At 43.2% G+C, this 24,970-nt stretch carries 21 protein-coding genes and 1 other RNA gene; 2 read left to right on the top strand and 20 right to left on the bottom strand.

All coding sequences use genetic code 11. From position 1 onward, the window contains the following. Positions 1–2: 2 nt before the first annotated feature. The 6 genes from hemW to BLR42_RS07775 form a co-directional block, all read right to left on the bottom strand. The gene (hemW, locus tag BLR42_RS07750) at positions 3–1,226 is read right to left on the bottom strand and encodes a radical SAM family heme chaperone HemW (RefSeq protein ID WP_091868014.1); all 1,224 of its coding nucleotides are present in this window, start codon (positions 1,224–1,226) and stop codon (positions 3–5) included. Beyond that, positions 1,226–3,043: a translation elongation factor 4 gene (gene lepA, locus BLR42_RS07755; protein ID WP_022760753.1), complete on the bottom strand. Its 1,818-nt coding sequence runs from the start codon at positions 3,041–3,043 to the stop codon at positions 1,226–1,228. The genes hemW and lepA overlap by 1 nt, the downstream gene beginning before the upstream one ends. A 74-nt stretch (positions 3,044–3,117) precedes the next feature. Further along, positions 3,118–4,092, bottom strand: coding sequence for a CobW family GTP-binding protein (locus BLR42_RS07760; protein WP_091868016.1), 975 nt, complete (start codon positions 4,090–4,092; stop codon positions 3,118–3,120). A gap of 75 nt (positions 4,093–4,167) precedes the next feature. Beyond that, the gene (locus BLR42_RS07765; protein WP_022760755.1) at positions 4,168–5,235 is read right to left on the bottom strand and encodes an NAD(P)-dependent alcohol dehydrogenase; all 1,068 of its coding nucleotides are present in this window, start codon (positions 5,233–5,235) and stop codon (positions 4,168–4,170) included. 71 nt (positions 5,236–5,306) lie between these two features. After that, on the bottom strand, positions 5,307–6,083 hold the full coding sequence (locus BLR42_RS07770) for a hypothetical protein (RefSeq protein ID WP_091868019.1): 777 nt from the start codon (positions 6,081–6,083) through the stop codon (positions 5,307–5,309). An 11-nt stretch (positions 6,084–6,094) separates the two neighbouring features. Continuing rightward, complete coding sequence (locus tag BLR42_RS07775) at positions 6,095–6,757, bottom strand: DUF4230 domain-containing protein (protein WP_091868021.1); 663 nt, start codon at positions 6,755–6,757, stop codon at positions 6,095–6,097. 156 nt (positions 6,758–6,913) lie between these two features. Between BLR42_RS07775 and BLR42_RS07780 the strand changes: the two genes are divergently transcribed. After that, entirely contained in the window at positions 6,914–7,762 is an 849-nt protein-coding gene (locus BLR42_RS07780; protein ID WP_091868023.1) for an alpha/beta hydrolase, read from the top strand. A gap of 55 nt (positions 7,763–7,817) precedes the next feature. Here the strand turns inward: BLR42_RS07780 and BLR42_RS07785 are convergent, their stop codons facing one another. The 7 genes from BLR42_RS07785 to BLR42_RS07815 all read right to left on the bottom strand — a co-directional run bounded on the left by BLR42_RS07785 (position 7,818) and on the right by BLR42_RS07815 (position 15,692). Beyond that, complete coding sequence (locus BLR42_RS07785; protein ID WP_091868025.1) at positions 7,818–8,894, bottom strand: radical SAM/SPASM domain-containing protein; 1,077 nt, start codon at positions 8,892–8,894, stop codon at positions 7,818–7,820. Beyond that, positions 8,887–9,084: a hypothetical protein gene (locus BLR42_RS07790; protein ID WP_091868027.1), complete on the bottom strand. Its 198-nt coding sequence runs from the start codon at positions 9,082–9,084 to the stop codon at positions 8,887–8,889. Before BLR42_RS07790 ends, BLR42_RS07785 begins: the two co-directional genes overlap by 8 nt. A gap of 5 nt (positions 9,085–9,089) precedes the next feature. Further along, the gene (locus BLR42_RS07795; protein ID WP_091868029.1) at positions 9,090–10,115 is read right to left on the bottom strand and encodes a fibronectin type III domain-containing protein; all 1,026 of its coding nucleotides are present in this window, start codon (positions 10,113–10,115) and stop codon (positions 9,090–9,092) included. Between the two features lie 205 nt (positions 10,116–10,320). Continuing rightward, entirely contained in the window at positions 10,321–10,629 is a 309-nt protein-coding gene (locus tag BLR42_RS22660) for a hypothetical protein (RefSeq protein ID WP_207648525.1), read from the bottom strand. Further along, positions 10,580–10,801, bottom strand: a complete 222-nt coding sequence (locus BLR42_RS07805; RefSeq protein ID WP_091868034.1) for a hypothetical protein — start codon at positions 10,799–10,801, stop codon at positions 10,580–10,582. Before BLR42_RS07805 ends, BLR42_RS22660 begins: the two co-directional genes overlap by 50 nt. 46 nt (positions 10,802–10,847) lie before the next feature. Beyond that, complete coding sequence (locus tag BLR42_RS07810; protein WP_170832681.1) at positions 10,848–12,815, bottom strand: leucine-rich repeat protein; 1,968 nt, start codon at positions 12,813–12,815, stop codon at positions 10,848–10,850. Between the two features lie 30 nt (positions 12,816–12,845). Beyond that, positions 12,846–15,692: an InlB B-repeat-containing protein gene (locus tag BLR42_RS07815; protein ID WP_091868039.1), complete on the bottom strand. Its 2,847-nt coding sequence runs from the start codon at positions 15,690–15,692 to the stop codon at positions 12,846–12,848. Between the two features lie 343 nt (positions 15,693–16,035). On the opposite strand from BLR42_RS07815, the gene rpsT reads away from it, so the two are divergent. After that, positions 16,036–16,299: a 30S ribosomal protein S20 gene (gene rpsT, locus BLR42_RS07820; RefSeq protein ID WP_091868042.1), complete on the top strand. Its 264-nt coding sequence runs from the start codon at positions 16,036–16,038 to the stop codon at positions 16,297–16,299. 195 nt (positions 16,300–16,494) lie between these two features. Here the strand turns inward: rpsT and BLR42_RS07825 are convergent, their stop codons facing one another. The 7 genes from BLR42_RS07825 to BLR42_RS07855 all read right to left on the bottom strand — a co-directional run bounded on the left by BLR42_RS07825 (position 16,495) and on the right by BLR42_RS07855 (position 24,969). Then, positions 16,495–17,463: a TIGR03943 family putative permease subunit gene (locus BLR42_RS07825; RefSeq protein WP_242879261.1), complete on the bottom strand. Its 969-nt coding sequence runs from the start codon at positions 17,461–17,463 to the stop codon at positions 16,495–16,497. 64 nt (positions 17,464–17,527) lie between these two features. Continuing rightward, on the bottom strand, positions 17,528–18,772 hold the full coding sequence (locus BLR42_RS07830; RefSeq protein WP_091868044.1) for a CobW family GTP-binding protein: 1,245 nt from the start codon (positions 18,770–18,772) through the stop codon (positions 17,528–17,530). Positions 18,773–18,852: 80 nt separating this feature from the next. After that, positions 18,853–20,970: a hypothetical protein gene (locus tag BLR42_RS07835; RefSeq protein ID WP_139165126.1), complete on the bottom strand. Its 2,118-nt coding sequence runs from the start codon at positions 20,968–20,970 to the stop codon at positions 18,853–18,855. Between the two features lie 160 nt (positions 20,971–21,130). Further along, entirely contained in the window at positions 21,131–21,880 is a 750-nt protein-coding gene (locus tag BLR42_RS07840) for a S1 family peptidase (protein ID WP_170832682.1), read from the bottom strand. 157 nt (positions 21,881–22,037) lie between these two features. Beyond that, positions 22,038–22,383, bottom strand: an RNA gene (gene rnpB, locus BLR42_RS07845) — RNase P RNA component class A. A 163-nt stretch (positions 22,384–22,546) separates the two neighbouring features. Beyond that, entirely contained in the window at positions 22,547–24,199 is a 1,653-nt protein-coding gene (locus BLR42_RS07850) for a nucleoside kinase (RefSeq protein WP_091868051.1), read from the bottom strand. 32 nt (positions 24,200–24,231) lie between these two features. Next, positions 24,232–24,969: a class I SAM-dependent methyltransferase gene (locus BLR42_RS07855; protein WP_091868053.1), complete on the bottom strand. Its 738-nt coding sequence runs from the start codon at positions 24,967–24,969 to the stop codon at positions 24,232–24,234. Position 24,970: the final 1 nt, after the last annotated feature.

Raw genomic sequence — 24,970 nt, forward strand, 5'->3', positions numbered from 1 at the left:
GCTCATAGCAAAAACTCCGCCATGCAGTAATTGCTGATATCAAGTCCCTTATCGATGAGTCGAATACTATCCCCTTCACGAATCATGAGCCCGTCAGATACAAGCTCATTTATTACATCGCCGTAAACTTCGTCAATCTCACGGTCAAATCTTTTTTTGAATTCCTCCACTGAAACACCGCATATCATGCGAAGTCCAAGGAACATAAACTCCTCCATCCGGGATTTAACATCGAGTTTTTCTATATCCTCCCGTATGCTTTCCGGTCTGAAATCATCACTTACATTTTTATCTAAAGAAAGGCACTTCAGATATTTTTGAAAATCCGCGGTATTATGGAAGCGCTCGGCTCTCATGAGTGACGCTGCTCCAAGACCGAATCCGATGTAATCACCGCCCTGCCAATAACGCTTATTGTGAAGGCACTCAAAACCTTTTGTCGCATAATTTGATATCTCATATCTGTGGTAACCATTTTCAGCGAGAATCGCCTTAGTTAGCCGATACATTACGCGCTCTGTTTCTTCATCGGGAAGCGGAAGATACACATTTTCGCTTGCAACATTAGTCGTATCACCACTTTTTTCAAGCTGCTCCGCCTCGTCTCCATATATCTGATAGAAAGGGGTCCCCTCCTCGATTATGAGACTATACGCAGAGATATGTTCAGGCTTTGGATCAAGTTTGCAGACAAACTCCAGATTACTTTTCCAGTCCTCGAGGCTCTGCCCCGGAAGGGCACTCATCATATCCACATTTATATTATCAAAACCTGCTGCCCGGGCATTTTTAAAGCATTCCTCAAACTGTGACAGATTATGAATCCTTCCAAGGCGCTGTAGTTCTTCGTCCTTTGCGGACTGAAGCCCTATGCTCAGTCTGTTTATTCCCGATTCATGGTAGAGCTTAAGGGCATCAAAATCAGCTGTTCCCGGATTACATTCGATAGTTATTTCAGCATCCGCAGAGAGGTTGTACCGCGCCTTCAATATGTCCATTATTTCCGCGATAAACTGCGGTTCCACGGAAGTAGGTGTTCCGCCACCGAAGAAAACAGATACAACTTCATAATCTCCGCATTCATCCGCCGCTGATTCTATTTCTTTTTTCAGGGCATCAAAATAAAGTGCCTGCTGCTGTCTCCCCTCCGGAAAGGAGAGAAAGTCGCAGTACAGGCACTTCTGTATACAAAATGGTATGTGGATGTAGATACCAAGTGAAGTCATCAATTTCCCTCATCCAGTTTTAATACGCTGAGGAAGGCCTGCTGGGGTATCTCTACGCTGCCGATCTGGCGCATCTTCTTTTTACCTTCCTTTTGTTTCTCAAGGAGCTTCCTCTTACGGCTGATATCACCACCGTAGCACTTCGCAAGCACGTCCTTACGCATAGCCTTGACAGTCTCTCTGGCGATAACCTTTCCGCCGATTGCTGCCTGGATCGGAATCTCAAAGAGGTGTCTCGGGATCTCGCCCTTTAACTTCTCGCACATCTTACGGCCGCGATCGTACGCTCCGTCCTTGTGTACGATGAATGAAAGTGCATCAACCTGCTCATGATTTATCAAAATATCAAGCTTAACAAGTGTAGACTGCTCGTAGCCTTTTATCTCATAATCAAAGGATGCATAGCCTCTTGAACGTGATTTTAAAGCATCGAAGAAGTCATAAATAATCTCATTAAGCGGAAGCTCGTACTTAAGAACCGCTCTGGTAGCCTCGATGTATTCGGTACTGATGTATCTGCCTCGTCTCTCCTGACAAAGCTGCATGATGGATCCGACATAGTCCGTAGTAACCATGATCTCACCGTTTACAATGGGCTCCTCCATAAATTCAATCTCCGCAGGATCAGGGAGATTTGCAGGGTTTGTCAAATCAAACACTGTGCCGTCGGTCTTGTGCACCTTATAAACAACGCCCGGTGCTGTGGTTACAAGGTCGAGATTGTACTCTCTCTCAAGTCTCTCCTGAATTACCTCAAGATGTAACAGTCCAAGGAAACCTGCACGGAATCCAAAGCCCAGAGCCTGTGAAGTCTCAGGTTCATAGAAAAGCGAAGCATCGTTAAGCTGGAGCTTTTCAAGCGCATCACGAAGCTCCGGATATCTTGCGGTATCTGCCGGGTAAAGTCCGCAGTAAACCATGGGCATTACCTTTTTATAACCGGGCAGCGCTTCCTCGCAAGGATTTAACGCATCCGTAACTGTATCACCGACACGCGCATCCTGGATATTTTTAATTGAAGCGGTAAAGTATCCTACGCTTCCTGCTGACAATTCATCGCAGGGGATAAACTGTCCGGGGCCGAAATAGCCCACTTCAACAACTTCCCATGAGGCTCCTGAAGCCATGCACTTAGCGGTCATTCCTTTTTTCAGAACACCGTCCCTTACTCTGACAAAGACGATAACTCCGCGATATGAATCATATACCGAATCAAAAATGAGCGCCTTAAGAGGCTTATTCGCATCACCTGTAGGTGCGGGAATTCTGTGCACAACAGCCTCGAGCACATCCTCAATTCCCGTTCCCAGTTTTGCGGAAACAAGAGGTGCATCATGGGCCTCAATACCGATGACATCCTCGATTTCTTCCTTTACTTCGTCCGGTCTGGCACTGGGAAGATCTATTTTATTTATCACAGGAAAGACATCCAGGTCGTGGTCAAGGGCCAGATAAACGTTTGCAAGAGTCTGCGCCTCTACGCCCTGAGTTGCATCGACAACCAGAATCGCACCGTCGCAGGCTGCAAGACTTCTTGAAACCTCATATCCGAAATCCACGTGGCCGGGAGTATCAATCATATTGAAAACATACTCCTCGCCGTCCTTAGCCTTATATACCATTCGCACAGCCTGAGATTTGATGGTTATACCTCTCTCACGCTCAATGTCCATGTTATCCAGCACCTGGTTCTGCATCTCTCTACTGGTGAGAACACCCGTGGTCTCAATCATACGATCGGCAAGTGTTGACTTACCGTGATCAATATGAGCCACTATGCAAAAATTCCTGATTTTACTCTGATCAAATTCTGACATTTAAAAATCCATTCCTTACTAATTTGTTTCAATGATGCCTATACATCCTGAAACATGATACCATAACATGCAGCTCACTTCAAAGTCCTTCTAGAGCTGCCGATCAGCCTGTCTTTTAGCTTCTTTTCATCCAGATTTTTCCCAATGAAAACGCACTGGCAGTTATCATCCGGAGAGTCTGTCACAGCATACATACTGTCCGCCAGGTCAAATCGCAGTATTTCACTGCCTACCCAGAGCGTACCCTTAGCCCTGCTCACAAGTCCGAATTCACCTCTAAGGCAGTCCTCCAGGAGCTGAACGAGCTGTGTGGGATTATGTACTCCTGCCTTCTGTATGCTTACTTGTGAGAATACTTCCGAACTGCCGCTTTCAGTTTCATCTGAGACTGTCATCGCTTTAGTACCGTCACCATTGTCATGCGTTAATCCTACAGCCCCATCGCCTGTCAGTTCTGTCTGAAAAAGGCTGTCCCACCATTTATCATCCATCTTCGAGTAATGCTCACTGATAATTTCTGCCTTGGAATTTATTTGCCTGATTTCTTCCGTAACCTTCTTTATTTCATCCGTATCCGCATTTTCACATTTTGAAAAAACCACTCTGCCCGCATTTGCAATCTGATCTGTATAAAGCTCCGGCCACTCCTTCATGTTCTGCCTGAAGGAAAGAGGTGAAATCACCACCGTCGGCTGAAGCAGGAATATCACTTTGTTCAGAACCGGCTTCAGGTTCTCAATAATGCTGCTAAGCTTTCCTACACCTGTAGGCTCTATTATCAAGTACTCGGGATCAAGGGATGAAAAGATCGCAAGCACCGAATTGACGAAGCTGTCCTTCATGGTGCAGCACACGCATCCCTCCATAAACTCCAATACCTTTATATCTGATTCTTTTGATGATGCATTCTGAAGTTCGAGTGAATCCAGGTTATTCGCACCATATTCATTTTCCATTATGACAGGGCGCTTATCCGTCCTTTTAATCAGTTCCTTTATAAACGTGGTTTTACCTGCTCCGAGAAAGCCGGATATAAGTAAAATCTGCATATCTTTAATGCTCCTAACAATTCAAAGTCTACTTAAAAACAGGGCGGTCAGATGACCGCCCCGGAAAATCCTTTATTATGGCTGATTATCAAGAATTACAACAGGTTTAATAAGTTCAGCGGGCTTATCCTTCATAAGCTGTAATGCCTCCGGAATATGCTCCCAGCCGTGGAATACATGTGTTGAAAGCTTGCTTACATCAAGTTTTCCTGAAGAAACAAGAGCTCCGAGTTTTTCCATACGAAGTCTTCCACCGGGCATAAGTCCTCCTGCAAGCTGCTTGTGACCCATACCTACGCCCCACTCTACTCTGGGGATTGTGATATAGTCGCCGCTTCCAAGATAGTTGACATTACCGATCTTTCCGCCGGGCTTAAGTGACTTAACAGCTGATTCAAAGGTCTGAACACCACCGCCTGCTACAACGACTCTGTCAACACCCTGTCCGTCTGTCATTGCAAGAACCTGATCTTCGATTGTGCCGTTCTTGTAGCTGATGAATTCATCAGCGCCATAAGCCTTAGCAACTTCAACGCACTTCGGACGTGTTCCTACTGCGATAATTCTTGATGCGCCGCGCATGTGTGCACCGGCAACACTCATAAGACCAACCGGTCCGATACCGATAACAAGAACAGTATCACCAAACTGGATATCTGCCAGCTCAACGCCGTGGAATCCTGTGGGAACCATGTCTGAAAGCATGCAGGCATCCTCAAGTGACATACCCTCGGGCATGTGTGCAAGGTTACCGTCCGCATCATTTACATGGAAGAATTCGGAATCAAGACCATCCTTGAAATTAGAGAACTTCCATCCTGCCAGCATTCCGCCGGAGTGCATGGAATAGCCTGCCTGTGCCTCAAGTGAATTCCAGTCAGGTGTGATAGCAGGTACCAGAACCTTGTCACCGGGTTTGAAATCCTTAACCATACTACCAACTTCAACGACCTCAGCGCATCCCTCGTGGCCGAGAATCATGTTGTGGCGATCACCTACCGCACCTTCCCAGACTGTGTGAACGTCTGAAGTACAGATAGCGATAGCGAGCGGACGACAGATAGCATCCATGGGTCCGCAAGCAGGGCGTTCCTTCTCGATCCAGCCCACTTCGCCGATTTTGAGCATTGCAAAACCTTTCATTATACCTTCTCCTCCTTTATGAGTTTTTTGTTTCCCCCGAAACAGTTAGTGACTTAACTATTATAACAAATCTATCGTTTCTTCGAAACCTTTTCCGCAATTAAATCAATCACTCCGGAATCAAGCGTCATCACATTTGATGTAAAAATCATTTTCACAAGAAGGACAAGGAACACAAATACAAGTATCGGTATAACGCAGGCCGTTACGATCATAACTGCCAGGGATTCCAATAAACCACTTAAGAATTTTGTCACCCTGTCCACCGTATCGCTTGTAAGTGTTGTAAGCTCATCCAAAATTCCGCCCTCGGAATCCGACTCAATATCAAGCTCATTATACTCTTCAACTGTCTCATTAACCCTTGAAACCTGTGTCTGATACACCATGTCGGAGAGTTTTACACTGGCGGGAACAATCATATAAATTATGAGCCCGATGAGGGCTATTTTGCCTGCAACAGCTATCCAGCTCTTTTTTCCGAATATAACCACTCCGCATAAAACGAGGCAGGCTAGTGGGATAAATACTGAAAACGCGATATATCCCGAGATGCTTATAAGAAATTTTTCCAGATAGAGGGCACTAAGAATAAGCAGAAAATACTTTGCAAGTTCCGCAAGCTGTTCCGCTATCGGTGTGCACATATCCCCGGGAAGCAGAGAAAGAGTCGCCGCTGTCGCAGCTGCTCCGCCCGAAAGAGTGAGAACCGTGTTTATCTTCTCCTCCGTCTGTTCCATCGTATGCGTATGATTTTCAGGTTTCACCGCCCAGGGTGCAACATTTGTAAAAGAGATAACTGCCACAAGTATAAGAACAACAATCCATGTAAATTTCTTTAATGTCATAGCCGCGCTCCTTATTCAAATACAATTTCGTAGTCCGATGCAGAAGGGAAATTCCTTATAAAATTCATCACCAAATTCTTTGCCTGCTCATCGGATCTTTCCAGAATTCCGCTGTCAAGCGCCTTCTGTTTCGCTGTGTTTTCAAACTCAGCAAGAGAAATATTATAATCCTCAAGCTTCAGCGGATTCCACAATGAGTCCTTTTCAGAATAAATCTTGAAGGTATCCTTATCGACATTCACCGTCTGTATCTCAGACTCCGGCATATGGACCGTGAGCTTCTTTTCTTTCTCATCCTTGGTGATCTCGATTTTCTCAAAATCGATCCCCGCCATGACCGCACCGTCATAACTGTACATGAACTCAGAGGATGTAGGCAGCACGCTCAGAATTTTCTTTTCCTTGGTGTACTTCTCAACCTGCGTAAAATAGTACTCCTGCGTCAGCAGTATCCCCATATTTGAAAGTCCGTCCTGTATCGTCTCGGTGCTTATTGACACCAGGACCTTATCCTTTTGAGGCTTCATCTGCGCTATCGGTGTTTCCCCCTGGATCTCATCCGGGGCGGACTTTTTATCCCTGATATATCCACACACCAGTATGATCATTACAACAACCGATAAACCGATAATTACCAAATAGATGTTTTTCTTTGTCTGATCTGAAAAGTTCATACTTTGCCCTCCGTTTTTCCTGAATGTGGGGTATCGCACATTATCATTGTAAAACGGTTTTTTGCAAAAATATATTGCCGATTTCGCAATTTCCGATAGGTTTATTCCTCTATCTTTCTCTATAATATGTATTATCAATTATAAGGAGGATGACAAATGGACTTTATATACGAAATGCCCTCAAAAATGCTTTCTGAACAACCCAACAAAGGACGCATAGAAGTTCTGGAATATGATTCACAGACCTATGATGACGAGGCACGCATTCTGCACAAAAAAGCGCTTGTATATCTGCCTTGCGGATATGATGAATCAAAGAAATACAACATTCTCTACTTGTTGCACGGCGGTGCCTGCAATCATAATTACTGGTTCAAGGATTTTCCGGAGACAGTTACCATCCTGGATAACATGTTTGCAGAAAAAATATGTGATCCTTGCATCATAGTAACTCCTACCTTCTACCATGATGAAGAGGACCAGCACACACATGATGAATCCAGATGCGAGAACTTCAGATACGAGATCAGAAAGGATCTGATTCCTGCTGTCGAGGGTAAGTATTCCGGCTTTTCAGATAAAAATGTTTCGGAAGAAAACTTGATAAAAACCAGAGACCACCGAGCTTTTGCTGGTCTTTCCCTCGGTTCCATGACCACCTATCGCGCTGCTTTTTATAACAACTTTGATCTGTTTGCATGGTACGGCCCCTTCTCGGGATGCTGCGGGCCTTTCGGCGATCACTCGGTTGAGGTAGAGAGAATCTGCAAGACTCTGGCTGACGGAAAGGCAAACGGCTTCGATCTCAAATACATGCTTTGCTGCAACGGCGATAAGGACATTGCCTTCGAAGAGCACAAGGATATCATGGAAAAGGCTGTCGCCAAGTCAGACCTTCTCATTCAGGGACAGAACTATGATTTCTACATCATCCCCGGCGGAGTTCATGACATCAAGGCATGGCAGCTTCACCTGTACCACGCACTTCAGGTATTTTTCAAATAAAATAATTAAGCGCTTCCGAGAGTATTTTTTTATACTTCCCTGAAGCGCTTATTTTTTAACTTGTAAGTTCTTTTAGCAGACAAAGCCGTTGCTTATTATTTTCGAAATCCCAAGTGTGGCAGGAGCCTCCCATGCAGAATTTGCGGCAGTCGCAGTTTTTACAGTTTTCATCATTCTCTGCCCTGTCATAGCGGAAGACCTTGAACTCATTATTCCAGATATCGGTAAAACTGCGATCATGGATATTTCCCTGAATGGTCTTCGGCGTTCTTTCTATATCAAGACAGGCCATCACATCACCCTTGGAAGTGATGCTGGCGACGGTAATTCCTGCCATGCAGGTAAAGTACCAATCTCTTACTTCCCCTTCGTATTTGAGGCCAAGATAATGAAAACAGCCATAGGTAACAGGCATGTTCATAAGCCTTTTATTCCTGATAAATTCCATCAGGTTCTTATGATCCTCAGAAGTAAGTAGTAGCTCCGAATGATCAAGAGCCCTTCCTATTGGCTCTATGCCCATAATTCTCCAGCTGTCTATGTCCAGGCCGCACATAATTTCATACAGGTCATCGAGCTCGCTCATGGTCTCATGATTAACCACAGTAGTCACCTGAATCGCTTTCACGAAATCAGCATCAATAAGATTCTGTATTCCCGCCATTGCAAGATCGTATGCCCCGTCTTTTCCGCGAAGCCTGTCATGAGTAGTTTTTAATCCATCGATACTTATTGATACACTGGCCATACCGCATCTTTTCAGCATAGCCGCCACTTCAGGCGTTATGAGGGTTCCGTTTGTGGTCATTCCCCAGGTAAAACCAAGAGAATGTGCATAACTGAGAATCTCTTCAAAATGCGGATATAGTAAAGGTTCTCCGCCGGTGATATTTATCTGCGGAAGCTTACCTTCAAAGTCCACTTTTACCTGATCCAGGATTCTCTTCCAGTCATCTGCAGTCATCTCGTCAGCACTGACATCACCGCATCTTGATCCGCAGTGAAGGCAATACTCATTACACCTAAGCGTCAATTCAAAAAACAGCTGTGTGAGAAGAGGCTTCTCAATCAGCTGTTTTCTTACTCCCGCCTGGAGCTGCAAATGCTCGGTTTTGATATCAGCATCACTCATTTTCAGCCTCTTCTGATTCCTCTGCCGTGCTATCTGTTTCATTATTTCCGGTCTCTTCGGATGCGATATAACCATCCTGAGCCGGTTCTACCATTGTTGACGGGCCATAGCCACATGCAGCAGTCGAAAGAAAAAGTGCTGCCATTCCGACTGTTGTGGCTATTACCACCTTTTTATTTAAAGGTTTCATATTTTTTAATTCCAACTTTGAGCATATATGAAGCTACTGTATCTGCCATTATTATATGAGATGTAGTTCATACCGGAATTATATCTCTGACCGTTTACATCCTTGAAGGACTGAACAAATACATAGTACTTTTTGTTTGACTTAAACTTCTTTTTCTTAAACTTCTTGATTACTGCTCTGCCGGTGCTTGCCTTACAGGTCTTAACCTTTGTAAACTTGCCGCCCTTCTTGGTTGCAATATAAATGTAGTATCCTGATACATCATCAACCTTTTCCCAGTCAACGATAAGCTTTCCGCCTGATACATGTACATCAAGGCCAAGCTGAGTCTGTCCTCTCCTCGGCTTAGCGCCCGGCTGAGTCATAAGGTAAGTCCAGGGTGACCATTCAGAATAAACTCTCTGCTCCTGTCTATTATTTATATCAGAATAAGCTCTTATCTGTACCTTATAAATCTTGTTGTTCTTTACAGGCTCACTGAAAGTTCCACCTGTACAAGTTCCCTGGTCGATAACATTGCCTCTTGAATCTGTGAAGATATACTCATATCCATCTGCACAAGCCTGCTTATCCCACTCAATCCAACATGTAAGAGCTGCTCTATACCACTCTTTCTGTCTGGGTACTGCAACTCCGGGCTGAGTTTTGCAATGTTTTGTTGAAGCGTACATGCTATTCTTATATCCGGGAGTTCCTATAGCAAAACAAACTGTGCTGTGAGGCGCAAGATTGCTGATAGTATATGAAGTCTGTCCCTTCGGAACTGCTATCTGTCTGCTTTCAGCCATAGCCTTGGCCTGTTTTCCGGCATTACCGCTATCAGGATCAGTACTATAACCAATATAGTCCACACCCGGTCCTGTATGAGTCCATGATATTGTAACAGAAGTCTCTGTCTGGGCTGTTTGCATTATATTACTAACATAGCCATAACTAGCAGCCTTGGTGGAATCCCCACCCATGGTGAATACAATTGCAAATGCTGCCATTGCAACAAGCATCTGCGAGAATTTGAAGAACTTTTCTTTCATTCCCCTTTTCCTCCCTAAAATATAAAACAAAAATTGATAGTATCGTTGATAACGTTCCCTCTGAAAGTTACCAGTTTCTTATCATAACAGTTTTTCATTATTAATTTCAAGTATTTCTTTTATCCCCGAAAAAATTGTTCATCCCTTTTTAAATTTGAACTTAGCCTTCTTGGCTCCTGCCTTCTTGAGCTTTTTCACAATCTTGTTATAAGTTAAGCCATGTTGTAGAGCTTACCTTCTTTCCGCCCGCCAGGAACAGTTTATAAGGATACCCGACACTGTTTGAATCACAGTTGGTGACATCAACAAGATAGATTTTTCCATCATCCATACGCACATGATTCCACATGTGGCCTTCAGATTCCTTACCATCACTCATTGTTCCCGTTATGATGTAGCATTCAATCAAACTGTTTTCAAATGTACTGCCATCACAAAGATACTTGAAGGCCTTCGCATACCCTTCACATACAACATTTCTTTTTATACGCCTGCTTATGCATGAAGCCTTCAAGAAGTTCTTCAGATTCGCCCGCATTATCAGTTATGAAAACTTCTTCAGGTTCTGTCTGTATAAAAATAACAGCCTCTGATGCATGTACACCCATGCCAGAAGCTGTTAATATAGCACTTCCAATCATCAAACCTGCCACCGCAGTCAAAACATTGGAAAATCTCTTGTTCATTTCTTAAATACCCTCCGGAAACATATACAAAAATTTTATTTTTTAATCATCCCTTTTTATAGATGAAAACAGCCTTATTCGCTCCAGCCTGTTTGAATTTCTTTACAAGCTTTTCAAACATCTTCCTGTTCTTGCAAATAATTGTGATCCTGGCTCCATCCTTTATGCCCGCAAAACTGCCTGACACGATTGTACTTAGGCTGTTGCCCCTTACTGTAATCTTATCGAGATTCTTGCAGCCCCTAAAGGCGCCCTTGCCAATTTTGGTAATATTTCTACCCAGACTGAGAGTCTTTAATTTCTTGCAATTTTTATAGGAATTCGCCTTAATTTCAACGATTTTATAGGTTTTGCCGTTGTAGATGACGCTATCGCCAATCTTCACCTTTTTGACCTTCTTGTTGCTCTGCTTTGTCACAGCAACACTGTCAGAAGAGACTACCAGATAGTTCTTGTCACTACTGCTGATATTATCTCCGATAGCAGTCTCCTGCTCTTTATTATCTGCATTATCACCATTGTTGTTAAAAATCTCGGTATAGTCGATATTATCGTCTTTAGCAGCATTATTGTCAGCACTTACCGTAAACAGGCAGGAAGCCTCATATTCTCCATCGTAAGTCGAAACCGTGACATATGCGCTGCCTGTGCCTACAATCCTGTATCGGCCGTTTTCATCCACCGTGACAACCTGCGTATTTTTACTTGAAAAGACAAGCGTCTTATTCGTTGCATTTGCAGGAGTTATCGTCGCTGTAAGGACTCCTTCTGTGCCGATATCAGCTCCTGTAGCTTTCACAGTCTGAGGATCAATAGATATACCTGTAACTTCAACATACTGAACGTCACCACCGGAAGCAAGAAGTGTTTTAATATTCTCCCAGCTATACTGTGTTGACGTCGCTTTTGGAGAATTTGTTGAAAAACCATCCCTGTATCTGGTAATTGTTACCTGCGTAGAACCATCAGTATATGAATAATTAGATATCTGAGCCGTTGTCAGATGATAAAAACGATGCCTTTCCTCATACTCTGTTTCCGCAGACACTCCGCTGATCGTATCATCATCATCCCAGGTGACATCAACCTCGTACCACTGGCCTGACTGCTTGACGATATTCCAGGCATGGCCGCCGCCATCAGCCATTCCGCCTATAACCATAGAATGGATTCCCACCCCTTCCAGCAAATATTCATAAGCCATGGAGTATCCATCGCAAACTGATAGGCCTCTAAAAAGCGCACCATAAGCAGTGTGCCCTAACTGAGCAGGATTATTTGCACAATCAGGATTATTTACACAATCAAAATCATATGTAGTGATTGACATGAGCTTATCGTGAATTGCAAGCTCTTTTCCCAAAACTCCGTTTGCACTTGTTATGCTCTGATCAGAGAGGAACTCGGTTCTCTTAGCTTTCATTGAACTTGTAGTCTGATCAAACCAGGCCTGATTATAAACAGAATCGGAAGAAACCAGAAAAAGATATGTGTTATATTTTATTTCATTCCCATAATTAACCGGCTCATAGGCTATCTGAATATCAGACATCGTAAGCTGCAGCAAATCCGGATGATCATATCTGACTGCTTCGTATGCATCCTGTAAATCCTGGTCGTAGACTGAAAATACAGCAGTCTCATATTTTGCAAGCGGTGCAAGCTCGGTGTAGCTTACATTGTCTACATCTGTTCCATAAGCAAAGACATGACTGCTTGCTGCCATAAACGCTCTGTAGATAATCCTGGCATTATCACTCAGGTAATTATAATGTGTGCCCGTTGCGACCCCGGTATTGTAATTGGTACTGCCAAGGACCTTCGACTTCGTCCCTGTTACAGTTCGTTCTGCCAACTCTACACTTTCCGGCATGCGAAGCTTTACAAGGTCATTGGTCTTCCTTAAATATTGATTTTTGGGCGCGGCATTAACAGCTATATTTGTGAACGGTATTCCACCCAGGATGGACACCGCCACAAACACAGACACCATAAGCGAATATATTCTTTTCATATGCTTTTCGCCCATTAACTTCTAAAACCCTTAACCCTTTTTGAATTTAAACTTTGCCGTCTTCGCTCCGGCTTTCTTAAGCTTCTTAACCACCTTATCGTAGGTCTTTTTGTCCTTACAAACAACGGTAATCTTTGCACCGTTTTTTATGCCCTTAAAGCTGCCACCACCGACTGTTTTAAGATTGTTTGCCTTGATTGTTATCTTACCGAGGTTCTTACAGCCGCTAAAAGCGCCCGAGCCTATCTTCTCGATATTGGAGCCAAGTGTAAGGCTCTTAAGTTTTTTACAGTTCTTGTAGGCCTTGCTTTGAACAACGGTTACCTTGTAGCTTTCACCGTTGTAGTTGATTGTATCGCCTATTTTAACTGATGTGACATCCTTATTCTCAGCCACCATCACAGTTGCATTACCGGTCTCATCTACGTGATATTCCTTACCCGCAACCTCAATATTACCGTCTGCAGGTAACACTGCCTCATTGGCTGTTGTCTGTGCTGAATCATTTACATCATTCTTAGAAATTGCAGTACCGGTCTCGGTCTCGGAGACTTCCGCCTTCTGCTGTTCTGCTTCCTGATTCACAAGCTGCTCAGACTGTTCTGGCTCAGGAGTCACGAGTTCCTCAGACTGTTCAGGTTCAGGATTCACGAGCTGCTCAGACTGTTCAGGCTCCGGATCGGGATCTGCCGGTTGTACAGGCTCAGGATCGGGATCTGCCGGCTGCGTGGGTTCAGGATCGGGATCTGCCGGCTGCTCAGGTTCCGGATCAGGATCTGCATGTTGTTCTGGCTCCGGATCTTCCGGCGGTATAATTGTCCAATGCGCATAGAGAGTCATGTCTCCGGTCACTATTGCCGTAGCTGTAACTTCGTTTCCGCCTTCAGCAGCATCAAACCATCCGTCAAAGGTATATCCCTCAAATGCAGCCTCCGGGAGTTCTCCTATAGCATCACCATAAGCCACTTCTCTTTGAGCATCGGCATATGCAACACTTCCACCGTTTGCATCAAAAGTAACCGTGTATTTTATAGCATTCCAATGTGCATAGAGAGTATGGTCTTCTTTTGCAGTAACTACAGTCCAGTAATTTATTTTATCTCCGCCTTCTTTAGCTGTATACCAGCCGCCAAACTCATATCCTTCTCTGGTAACTTCCGTCGGAAGACTGTATCTTCTTCCGCATATCTGCCAGATATTATCCTCAACATCACCGGTTCCTCCGGCCAGATCATAGGTCACCTTAATATTTACATAAGGTACATTTATTTCGCATGCTGTTTCGCAGGATCCATCTTCTGATTTAGCTGTTATAATCGCTCTTCCGGGGCCTGTAACAGTATATACTATACCCTCAGCTCCTTTATCCTCTACTGTTGCAACATATTTATTACTGCTTTCCCAGATGATATTCTTATTTGTAGCATTAGCAGGAGCAATTGTGTAAGTTATGATTCCGGTATCTCCGTATTCACATTCAAGCAAAGTATCAGATAAAGTAATATTTCCTACGAAAATATTGTCGTTTTCATCTGTGACATATACGGATGCACTGCTTTTTACTGTATCGTTAGCTGTCATAGCCGTAACAGTAGCACTTCCCGGACCTTTAAGAATGTAATAGCCATAATCGTCTACCAGAATTACATCCGTGTTAGAACTTTCCCATAAAACACTTCTATTGTTAGCATTTTCAGGACTATAGGTCAGTGTAAAGCGCCCACTGTCTCCGGTTTTTCCCGTTAGCTGCTGCGGGGCCAATGTAAGACCCGTAACAGGAACCAGCGCCGCTTCTGAGTTTTTGAAAATAAGCTCTTTTACATATGTATAATTATATGCAGTTCCGTAAGCTATAGGGAATTTTGCCGAAGCATCTGTCCTTGTCCTTGCAGCCGAGCCATCGCTTATCTGCTCTGTCGACAAGTTGTAATACTTGTGCAGAGTTCCTTCATCGGTTGAATTAACATCATCCCATGTGACATCAACCTCATACCATTCATAGCCAAGCTGAACAACATTCCAGGCATGACTCTGGCTTGATACAATCACAGAGTTTATGCCGATGCCTTCAAGAAGATATGAAAATGCCATTGCATATCCATCACATACAGCTTTTCCGTCTTTGACAATACCATAAACACTGTGTCCCATATTATACACAGTGTTTTCCGCAAAACAATCATAGTCGTAGGTTGTTATATTAAGAAGCAAGTCATGAATAGCAAGCTCCTTTGCATATTTGCCCGTTGCATTTGTTATGGAAGAATCATTAAGAAACCTTGTGCGTCCCTGCTGAATCTTTGCTGTAATCTCGTCGAATTTGGCCTGGTCATATCCTTCGTTCGCAATAAGGCATAAATAAGTGTTATATACCTTTACATCTGAAGAAGTATATGAGGTATAGCCTGACCACATCTTAACCAGACACGCGTTAAACTGCACCATATCAGGGTGATCGTATCTAACAGCCTCGTATGCAGCCTGATACTGGTCAGCTGTGAATGCGAACTCCTCAGTATCACCATACGCGACTCCAATCATATGGGAATCTGTTATAAGAAAGCTTGCTGTATCATGGGGATATACATTAAGAGCCGCCTTGTATAATGCCCTGTACATCTTCTTCGAAGTATCATCGAGATATCTGTAGTGGATTCCTGTGTCAGCATCCATGTTCAGATTAGCTGCATTTCGAACACGAAGCATTAATCCATCATAGATAACCGGCTCAAGTTTATTAATCTCAGGTAATGGCGGATTAACATAATCATTTGATATATAGTTGAAATTCTCTGCCTGAACGTTTAAATTACTATTAAAAGTCAGCGCAAAGAAAAATATAAATAGTCCTATGATCAGCTTTAATTTGTACTTCATAATATAAATATGACCTCATAAGAAACAAATTAAGTGACTGTCAGCCCCAACAAATAACATTTTACTCAATCATAGTTTTAACATATTTTTCAATTATAATCTAGTTTATGATTTATTTCAAGTGCAATTATACTTTTTTTTATTTTATATTAATGAAACTACTTATCTATGCATATATCCGGCTTCGACATTGTTCTGAACAAAATTACCCTTGACATTATAGCTGTAAATAGCTAAAATATCATGGTGTATGTGGCATTGACTGTCCGTGTCCGGTTTCATAGCCATATTACCTAATGATAACGTATCAAATTTTCAATTTAGTAACAATATGGAGGAAATTATGGCTAATATCAAATCTGCCAAGAAGAGAATTCTTACAAATCAGAAGAAGGCTGCTAGAAATCAGGCTGTAAAGTCTGGCGTTAAGACAGCAATCAAGAAGGTTAGAACAGCAATCGAGGCTGGTAACAAGGAAGAGGCTGCTAAGGCACTTCTTACTGCTACATCAGCAATCGACAAGGCTGAGTCAAAGGGCGTATTCAAGAAGAACACAGCTTCCAGAAAAGTTTCTCGTCTTGCTCAGGCTGTTAACAAGATTCAGTAAGATTTATTTATACGAATAATAAAAATACCTCAGATATCTTCTCACCGATATCTGAGGTATTTTTTCCCTCATCCGGCACTTCGTGCCACCTTGTCTACGCTCCGCTTCGGTCCGCGCTGGACCGACGTCCCCCGGACGTCGAGCGCCCCCTAAAAGGGGGAAGGCTTTTTATTTTTCTATATTCAGAGTAATATCTTATACTTCCGGATTCGAAAAATCGATTACAGGGTGCTTGGGCTCTGAGACGTGCTCAAGTTCAACTACGTTAAGAATAGGTCCCACTCCCTGATATTCGGGAACGAGAGCTTTTCTTACCTCTGCTGTAATTTTGATCCATTCCTTCTCTTTTAAGTCAGATGCCTTATCATATTCGCATTTAAATCCCAAAAACTGCATATCCTCCGCACAGCAGGTCATTGCCATTCTTCCGGGAACAAATGCATTGTCTGCCATATCAAAGGGCTTAGCGACCATTGCTGTAAAGCTAACCTTTTTTCCGTCATAGCGATCCACATGCTCAAGAGCGTCAAGGTAGAACATTCCATATCCGAAGTTATTAAGCTCGATGGGATCCTGGTTAAGATCAAAAGGAAGATCCTCATCAAGAGTTACATCCACCTCACCATTCATATCTTCAAAAATGATGTCCGCTTTCTGGTTTATAGCCTTAACGTTTCTCTTATATGTAGCAAGATCCTCTATTCCGTCACATCTGTTGAAAAGGATTAGCTCTGAATTTCTGAGCTGCTCTGACAGAAGTGATTTCATATTGGTAAAATACAACTCAAAGCTAGAAGCATCTATTATAGTAATCTGCTGTTCAAGTCTCCATGCCTTGGGGAGTCTGAAGTTCTTGAAATTCCACATGCCGTTGTACTCGATAAGAATTCTCTCGGGATCGTATTTTGCCTCGAGAGCCATAAGTGTTGCGGGTGTGAAATCCTCTTCATCCTCGATAGTTTCCAAAATAGTGTTTGTAGCAGTCAGAAGCTTTTCTTCATACTCATTCTCGCCCTCTTCGCATACAATAAGGAGTGTCTCCCCTTTTGTCTTAAAGTAAGGCTGAGCAAGAGTATACTTGAAAAAGTCTGTTTTTCCGCTGTCAAGAAATCCATTTATTACATAAACCGGTTTCATTTTCTTTTCTTTATTCCTTCCAAACATATAAAACAATACTCCATGTACAATTGCCCCACCTTTCGGTGGGGCCTGTTATAGTCATAAAATTTTAAAGCTTTTTCCTGAATAATTTCTCGAGGTTGTCCTGGTTGAGTTCTGCACCGATTACGCAGAATTTTCCTGTTACGTCTGCTGCACCGTCTCTTACTACAGGCTCACCCGGAACATAGTCAAACTCAATCCATCCGCCATTCTCATTGGGAACCATGCCCTTCGCACGAAGAACTACTCCAAAGGTCTCCTCTTCCTCAAGTCTTCCGAGCATAGCCTCTATCTCTGCCTTGTTGTACTTGGCCGGTGTCTCCATACCCCAGCTTGTGAATATGTCGTCAGCATCGTGATGATGGTGATGATGATCATGGTCGTGATCATCGTGATCGTGGTGATGATGATCATGGTCGTGATCATCATGGTCATGATGGTGCTCATGCTCATGTTCGTGATCATGCTCATCGTGGTCGTGATGATGATGCTCGTGTTCGTGGTCGTGCTCATCATGATCGTGGTGATGATGCTCGTGATCGTGATCATGCTCATGGTCGTGCTCATCTTCATGGTCATGATCGTGCTTGTGCGCTCTGTATACAGTTACGCCTTCCTCATCTGTAAACTTCTCGGAACCGTGATCATGATGATGGTGATGCTCATCAGCCTTCTTCGCAAGAACTTCCTTCAAAAGCTCTGCCTCAAGATCATGGTTTCCTTCAAAAGTATCAAGAACCTCTTTTCCTGAGAGCTCCGCAAGAGGAGTTGTAATGATTGTAGCCTTGGGATTGTGCTCTCTGATAAGTTCAACAGCCTTCTCTATCTTAGCTGCATCAGCCTTATCTGTTCTGGTAAGGAGAATTGTTCCTGCATTTTCAATCTGGTTAGTGAAAAACTCACCGAAATTCTTGATGTAGATCTTAGCCTTACTTACATCAACAACAGTAACTGCGCTGTTCATTGTAAGATTCTCGCTCTCATCTGCTACGTTCTGAATAGCTCTCATAACATCGGAAAGCTTTCCTACTCCTGAAGGCTCAATGAGAATTCTCTCAGGTGCATAGGTGTCCATTACTTCCTTAAGAGAGGTTCCGAAATCACCTACAAGTGAGCAGCAGATACATCCTGAATTCATCTCTCTGATATCGATTCCGGATTCCTTCAAAAATCCGCCATCAATACCGATCTCACCGAATTCATTTTCTATAAGTACAGTTTTGGTTCCTGCAAGAGCTTCCTTTAAAAGCTTCTTAATAAGCGTTGTCTTTCCAGCTCCAAGGAAACCGGATATAATATCAATTTTTGTCATATTTATCACACTCCGTTCCTAATAATAAATGTCTCAACGCATATTTTATTACCAGAGGCTTTACTAGTCAAGAAACCCTGTTAGCCTTGGCTATTACCGTCACTTACCGCAGCTGGAGTCTGCGCCGGGGCGTTTTCCTCGGGGACAGTTGCATCACCGTTCGCATCGGGGTTCGCTGATTCCTCGGAGTTATTGTTTTCTTCATCAGCACTTTCCTCATCTGTCACTTCTCCTTCATCCTGAGCTTCGGCGCCATAACTATCCATATTGAATATTTCTTCTGAAATCTCAATTCCACCATAATTGGAAACCATAGAAGTATTAAGTGTATTAACTTCATAATTCTGATAAACTTTCGGATAAACGATTACTGCCTTGGTTATATCTCCATGCTTGTAACCGCACGCCGGAAGCCAATACTCGGCTGTCTGCTCGGTTTTCCCGCAAATTACATTTGTATTTGTTATCTCCTTAAAAAAATTACTGTTTTGTCGCGCCTCGTTTCTGTCCGTAGTCTGATGTTTATGATCTTCCGGAATTCTATCTACAACCATTTCGCACACATCACATTTGTATTTCGTATTACTTTCATTGATTTTCATATTACCTACATTGTATTTCTTATTACTTCCGGTCTTTTCAGTCTCCTCACTAATCTGAGTAAAGTGAGGATGATATATATACGTTCTCGTAGTCTCGTAACATGAGCTTATATGTTTGTGATATACCGGTGAAGTAAAGCAACCTCCCTTGGAAGCTGATTTATCACTGACTACATTTCCGTTTACATCCTTATGATAATGATGCTCATAAGTTACATTTCCTGAACTAATTACATGTGAGGGAATAAGCTTGACTGCTTCAATCAACTCAGCCATTGTTGCATCCTTACCGGCTTCATAGCCGCAAAGGTCGGACAGTATGGATGCCAGTTTATTACGATTACTGTCCGCACATTGAAAAACCTGCTGTACCATTCCGGCAACTTCTTCAATCTTTGTGTTAGCCTTATCTATTTTGGAGTTTGTATCTGAAAGTGAATTTCTGACTTCGTCAATATCACTTCGTGCAGAACCAATCTGTCCCTGAACATCACCGATCTGAGCATTCACTGTTCCAATATCGCCCTTTACATCTCCGATACCTGTTCCCAATGCATCAATGCGGTTGTCTGTACTAATCTGTGCCTGACGAACCTCATTAACTCCGCTTCCAATGTTATTAACATTTTCAGCCACTTTGTTTACTCCATCTCCAACGCTATTAACATTTTCTGAAACCTTGTTGACATTCTCAGAGACTTTGTTAACATCACTTCCAACATTATTAATATGTTCGGAAACCTTGCTGACTTTATCTCCAACCTTCTTCACGCCCTCAGTTGTTTTGCTCACGCTCTTTTCTACATTATCGAGCATATTGATATATGTAGTCTGAGTGCTCTTAAGATCATTCTCAAGCCTTGTGAGATTCTCTCTTGATTCTACCTTCTCAAGGGTCTTCTCGATGGTTTCAAGATTATTGATAACCGTCTTCTGTGAATCGGAATTTTCCTTCTTACTCTCTTTGAGTTCTGCCAAAAGTCCTGACACATCACCGCCCGACTTATCACAGCTCTTCTTTATATCACTGAGTGCATTTGTAATCTGGGCAAAGCTCTCCTTATCCTTGTCAGAATCTTTATTTCCGCCCTTTTCCATGCTCTCCTGGAGTTTCTTAATCTGATTATTGGTAGTGGTAATTTCTGAATGTATAGACTCGAGTGCCTTATCAAGTCCGTTTATCTTCTCTACAACCTTTGTGTTGTTTGTGGTTGTATTAGTATTTGTGCTGTTATTCTTCTCTTTTTCAAGAGTTTTCTCTTTTTCCAGAGTCTTCTCCGTAAGCTCCTTCTGCTCATTCTGAACAGTCTGAACTTCCTTCACCAGTTCTGAACTATCTGTAACTACCTTATCAAGTCTCTCAAGATAATTCTCAATTTCCTTAAGCTGATCGTTCGCTTTTTTCTGTACTCCGAGTGAGTCCTTCTTAACTTCCTGTTTTGCTGCATCCGCGCTTATCGCCGGAGTTGTCACGTAGACGAATCCTCCACACATAAGCGACGCGCCGATTACGCCAACTGTCAAAATGAGCGCATCATGCCGCTTAAGCTTCTTTAAAAGCTCTTTCATCGAGTTACTTTGTTTAATTGGTCTCATAAAACTAAAAACCGCCTTTCATAAAAACTTCTTGGAAAAAAATAAATGGAAAATCGTCACGGAGAAACTCCGGAACATTTGTCGACTGAATGCCGACAAGTTGAGACTATACCACAGCAAAAATTCTGTGGCAAGAGATTTTTTTGAAATTAAGAAAGGCTTAAGATTTTGTTAGGGAAGAGTACCGGGAAAGCAGCGGCTTTATGTCTGTCAGTCTGACGCCAACAGTTTCACCGGTATCGGAGCCGCCGACAAGAATACCGACATAATGTCCGTTTATGTCAAATATACCGCCGCCGGACATTCCGCTGTGGGCGGCAAGTTTTGTGTAGATCATCTTATAGCCGTAGTCGACAACAAGAATATCGGGATTGATGACAGGACCGTAAATATACTTGCCGGCGATACCGGTGTCGTTACCATAGTAGTTGTAGGTCTGGACTTCCTTGGCATTTACGAGATGATTGGATTCCAATGCAAATACTGTCTCATCTTTTTGCTTATCAAAACCTGACATGACAGAGTAATCCAAAGCAACCCTCCTGAGATTCATTAAATCATAGGGCTCTACTGCTGCCGTTTCAACACTGATAATTGCAGCATCATAATAATCATCGATTGTTTCAAGGTTCGCATCTGCCACTTTGCCATTAAAGAAAATGACATAATTACTTTCTGAATTATCCCACTTCTGTACAACGTGCGCTGCTGTGAGAATTCTTATTTTTTCTGAATCTATGGATATGATATTTCCGGTTCCGTACTGCTTGCCAACCTGGATCTGAACTGTTGAAGGTCGTACATTTAACGCGGTTTTTATAACTGCATCTTCTGTATTTGTTTCTGGAAAATTATAGGGAACTGCAAATGCATCAATAGAAAGCATGTCCTGTGCAATTTCGGAAGGCATAGGACCCTGGGCAGATGTATGTATTGAATACGCTTGGACTAGTATTGTTAAGAAAAAAAGAAGAGCTGAAATTTTGCAGAAAAGCTTGATCATGTTTTTTTTCATTTCGGCTTCATGCACCTTAAGACTAGTATTAAATGAATTTCATTTCTTTTTTTGTATGAGCAGGCCTGTAAGCCGGGTTATGTCGAGAATGATCATCTATCTAGGACTGCCGTTACCGACAGCCTCAAGCGACCCACCTGAAAACGGACCGGGCCGGCCCATAGTTTTCTTTTTGGTCTTGCTTCGGATAGGGTTTACATGGCTACAGATGTTACCATCTGCACGGTGGTCTCTTACACCGCCTTTTCACCCTTACTCTTAAAGAGCGGTTGTTTTCTGTTGCACTTTCCCGGGAGTCACCTCCGCCGGACGTTATCCGGTATCCTGCCCTACGAAGCCCGGACTTTCCTCACCCGCGCCCTTACGGGACTAGCGGCCGCGATCATTTGTCCTGCTCATACATAAGAATTGTAGCAATGAATTAAATTATGTCAAGCATATTTGAAAATGAGTACAAAAATAGACGCACAATTATGCACATTCACAACTAAAGCCCTGGTACTTCCAGGGCTTAGTTAGGAGTCTTTTATTTCATAATAAAGAAAATAATTCAGTTTTATTTCACACCTTAAAGCAGCTGCCACCGACAAACTCCCTGGTGAGTGAGTTCTTGGGAAGTGTCTGCGAGTCGACTGCAACAAAGTAATCAAGGAATTTTAGGAGGCGCTTTGCCTCAAAGTACTCGGGCTCATCCTTTTTGATAGCAAATAGGAGGGGCTCTGCGTACTGCTTCAAAACCGCAAGTTCGTATATCTGGGCGGAGTTGAACATCTCGTCCGCACCTTCCTGGAACGGGAAGATGTTCTGGTGTTCGCCGCGTCTTACGGAATCCCACATTGCAATCGTGTGCTTTGCGGTGGCACCGCGGGTTCTGGCATCACGAACTATACGTCTGATGAGACGCCCGTCGGTTGTGGGGATTCTGTTATGTCCGTCAATACTAAGTGTTGTCAGCGCACTAATATAAATCTTGAATTTGGACTCTGCCGGAAGGGCATAGCTCATCTTCTCATTAAGACCGTGAATACCCTCGATAACAAGTACATCGCCGGGCTTAAGCTGTATGAAGTCTCCGTTCATCTCTCGCTTACCGGTGACAAAGTTAAAGGTCGGCATCTCAACTCTTTTGCCCTCAAGAAGAGCCACCATATCCTTGTTGAACTGCTCGACATCAAGAGCCTCGAGACATTCAAAGTTGTAGCTTCCATCCTCGTTAAGAGGAGTATCCTCTCTGTTCACAAAGTAATTATCAAGGCTGATCGGATGCGGACGAAGACCGTAGGTACGCATCTGAATTGAAAGTCTGTTGGCAAAGGAGGTTTTTCCCGAGGAGCTTGGCCCTGCGATCATTACGAATTTTACATCCTTGCGCTCATAGATTTTCTGGGCAATTTCTCCGATACGCCTCTCCTGAAGGGCTTCCTGCACAAGCATAATGTCATTGAACTCACCTCTGCAGATGGCATCATTGAGGTCTCCGACGGTTTCGATTCCCATCATCTCACCCCACTTTGTGGAACGGACCATTTCATTAAACAGCTTTTCCCTGGGCTCACTCTCAGTGATCTGATCCGGCTGTTTTCTGGATGGAAGATGCAGAATAAGTCCGTCGTGATATTTTTCAACCTTGAACCACTTTACATAAGAAGTGTTCGGAAGCATATATCCATAGAAATAGTCACTGAATTCATCGAGCTTATAAACATTGACCTCGGAGCTTCTTCTGTAGCGAAGAAGTCTAACCTTATCGTCCATACCTTCTTTTCTGAAAATCTCGATGGCATCTGCAAGGGGATACCCCTTCTTGGTTATAGGAAGGGCATCATCCACCATATCCTGCATTCTCTTCTGGACGTTTTCGGCGAACACTTCAGTTACCTTGAAGTCACTTTTTATACTGCAGTAAAAACCATTACCGATTTTGTATTCAACCTTAGTGAAGGCATGATGTTTTCCTGAGACATCGCGAACAGCTTTGATGAGCATCATGATAGCAGTACGGGTGTAGGTGTTGTTGCCAATCTCATCCGCAGTAGTAATAAAGGTCAGGTCTTCATCCCTGTCCACTTTTTTCATGAGCTCACGGATTCTGGATCCGTAAACCACTGCTACAATCTGATTGTCATACTTGTGCTGGAATTCTCCGGCTATCTCTTCAAAGGTTGTGCCCTTTGCGTATTCGCGTTCTTCGCCTTCAATATTTAGTCTTGGCATATTAGTACCTCCGTGCCCCCAAGGGGAAGGCGTTAATACAAATTAAGTACGATTGAAATATCGTTTATTTTACTTATAATATCATGTATTCTTTCGCTATGCTCATTTTCAGATAATTTTAATAAAATGCTTTCCAGGACGCTCTTCTCGTGAGTCAGATACTCGAAAAGAATTTTGTCCCTGTTAAGGATAAGGGTAGGGCCGAAGCGGTCGCAGATTCTGATGGCGTCTTCAGCGGAAGATATTTCTTCCACTACCTTCTCATAAGCTTCATTATTATCATCGTCGCTTACTTTTACAAGCATGGCAGTGTAGTATTTTCCATCCTCGAAAATCTCAGCCTCATCCTCTATGAAAAAACGCTGCTGCCTCAGATACTCTCTGAAAACTCTGAGGTCCGACTGCGGTTGAAGAATCATCTTCTTTATTCCCTTTTCACGGGGAGAGCCCTCTTCGAGGATTCTCTTCATCAAAAGTCCGCCCATGCCGGCGCAGATAATCGTATCAGCCTCTCCGGGCTGCAGCTTTTCCATGCCATTTGAGAGCCTTGTTTCTATCTTGTCTCCAAGACCGTATTCGGCGATGTGCTGTCCTGCCCTCTCCAGCGGTCCTTCGTTTATGTCCATAGCTATCACATGATCACAGGCGCTGGAATTAATAAGATAAATCGGAACGAATCCATGATCCGTCCCGATATCACACACGCAGGCAGAGCCTTTTACAAGCTCTGCTACTGCGCTAAGTCTCTTAGATAAAATCACATTTTTCATA

The organism is Butyrivibrio sp. INlla16 (assembly GCF_900104155.1).
Classification (GTDB): Bacteria; Bacillota; Clostridia; order Lachnospirales; family Lachnospiraceae; genus Butyrivibrio.

Bases quoted from the DNA above. Each gene is read 5' to 3' on its own strand.
- BLR42_RS07810 (WP_170832681.1), bottom strand. From the start codon at position 12,815: ATGAAAAGAATATATTCGCTTATGGTGTCTGTGTTTGTGGCGGTGTCC.
- BLR42_RS07805 (WP_091868034.1), bottom strand. From the start codon at position 10,801: ATGAACAAGAGATTTTCCAATGTTTTGACTGCGGTGGCAGGTTTGATG.
- BLR42_RS07780 (WP_091868023.1), top strand. From the start codon at position 6,914: ATGGACTTTATATACGAAATGCCCTCAAAAATGCTTTCTGAACAACCC.
- BLR42_RS07855 (WP_091868053.1), bottom strand. From the start codon at position 24,969: ATGAAAAATGTGATTTTATCTAAGAGACTTAGCGCAGTAGCAGAGCTT.
- BLR42_RS07775 (WP_091868021.1), bottom strand. From the start codon at position 6,757: ATGAACTTTTCAGATCAGACAAAGAAAAACATCTATTTGGTAATTATC.
- BLR42_RS07850 (WP_091868051.1), bottom strand. From the start codon at position 24,199: ATGCCAAGACTAAATATTGAAGGCGAAGAACGCGAATACGCAAAGGGC.
- BLR42_RS07825 (WP_242879261.1), bottom strand. From the start codon at position 17,463: ATGTTTGGAAGGAATAAAGAAAAGAAAATGAAACCGGTTTATGTAATA.
- BLR42_RS07830 (WP_091868044.1), bottom strand. From the start codon at position 18,772: ATGACAAAAATTGATATTATATCCGGTTTCCTTGGAGCTGGAAAGACA.
- BLR42_RS07765 (WP_022760755.1), bottom strand. From the start codon at position 5,235: ATGAAAGGTTTTGCAATGCTCAAAATCGGCGAAGTGGGCTGGATCGAG.
- BLR42_RS07840 (WP_170832682.1), bottom strand. From the start codon at position 21,880: ATGCCTTCCGAAATTGCACAGGACATGCTTTCTATTGATGCATTTGCA.
- hemW (WP_091868014.1), bottom strand. From the start codon at position 1,226: ATGACTTCACTTGGTATCTACATCCACATACCATTTTGTATACAGAAG.
- BLR42_RS07785 (WP_091868025.1), bottom strand. From the start codon at position 8,894: ATGAGTGATGCTGATATCAAAACCGAGCATTTGCAGCTCCAGGCGGGA.
- BLR42_RS07790 (WP_091868027.1), bottom strand. From the start codon at position 9,084: ATGAAACCTTTAAATAAAAAGGTGGTAATAGCCACAACAGTCGGAATG.
- BLR42_RS07795 (WP_091868029.1), bottom strand. From the start codon at position 10,115: ATGAAAGAAAAGTTCTTCAAATTCTCGCAGATGCTTGTTGCAATGGCA.
- rpsT (WP_091868042.1), top strand. From the start codon at position 16,036: ATGGCTAATATCAAATCTGCCAAGAAGAGAATTCTTACAAATCAGAAG.
- lepA (WP_022760753.1), bottom strand. From the start codon at position 3,043: ATGTCAGAATTTGATCAGAGTAAAATCAGGAATTTTTGCATAGTGGCT.
- BLR42_RS07835 (WP_139165126.1), bottom strand. From the start codon at position 20,970: ATGAGACCAATTAAACAAAGTAACTCGATGAAAGAGCTTTTAAAGAAG.
- BLR42_RS07760 (WP_091868016.1), bottom strand. From the start codon at position 4,092: ATGCAGATTTTACTTATATCCGGCTTTCTCGGAGCAGGTAAAACCACG.
- BLR42_RS07815 (WP_091868039.1), bottom strand. From the start codon at position 15,692: ATGAAGTACAAATTAAAGCTGATCATAGGACTATTTATATTTTTCTTT.
- BLR42_RS07770 (WP_091868019.1), bottom strand. From the start codon at position 6,083: ATGACATTAAAGAAATTTACATGGATTGTTGTTCTTATACTTGTGGCA.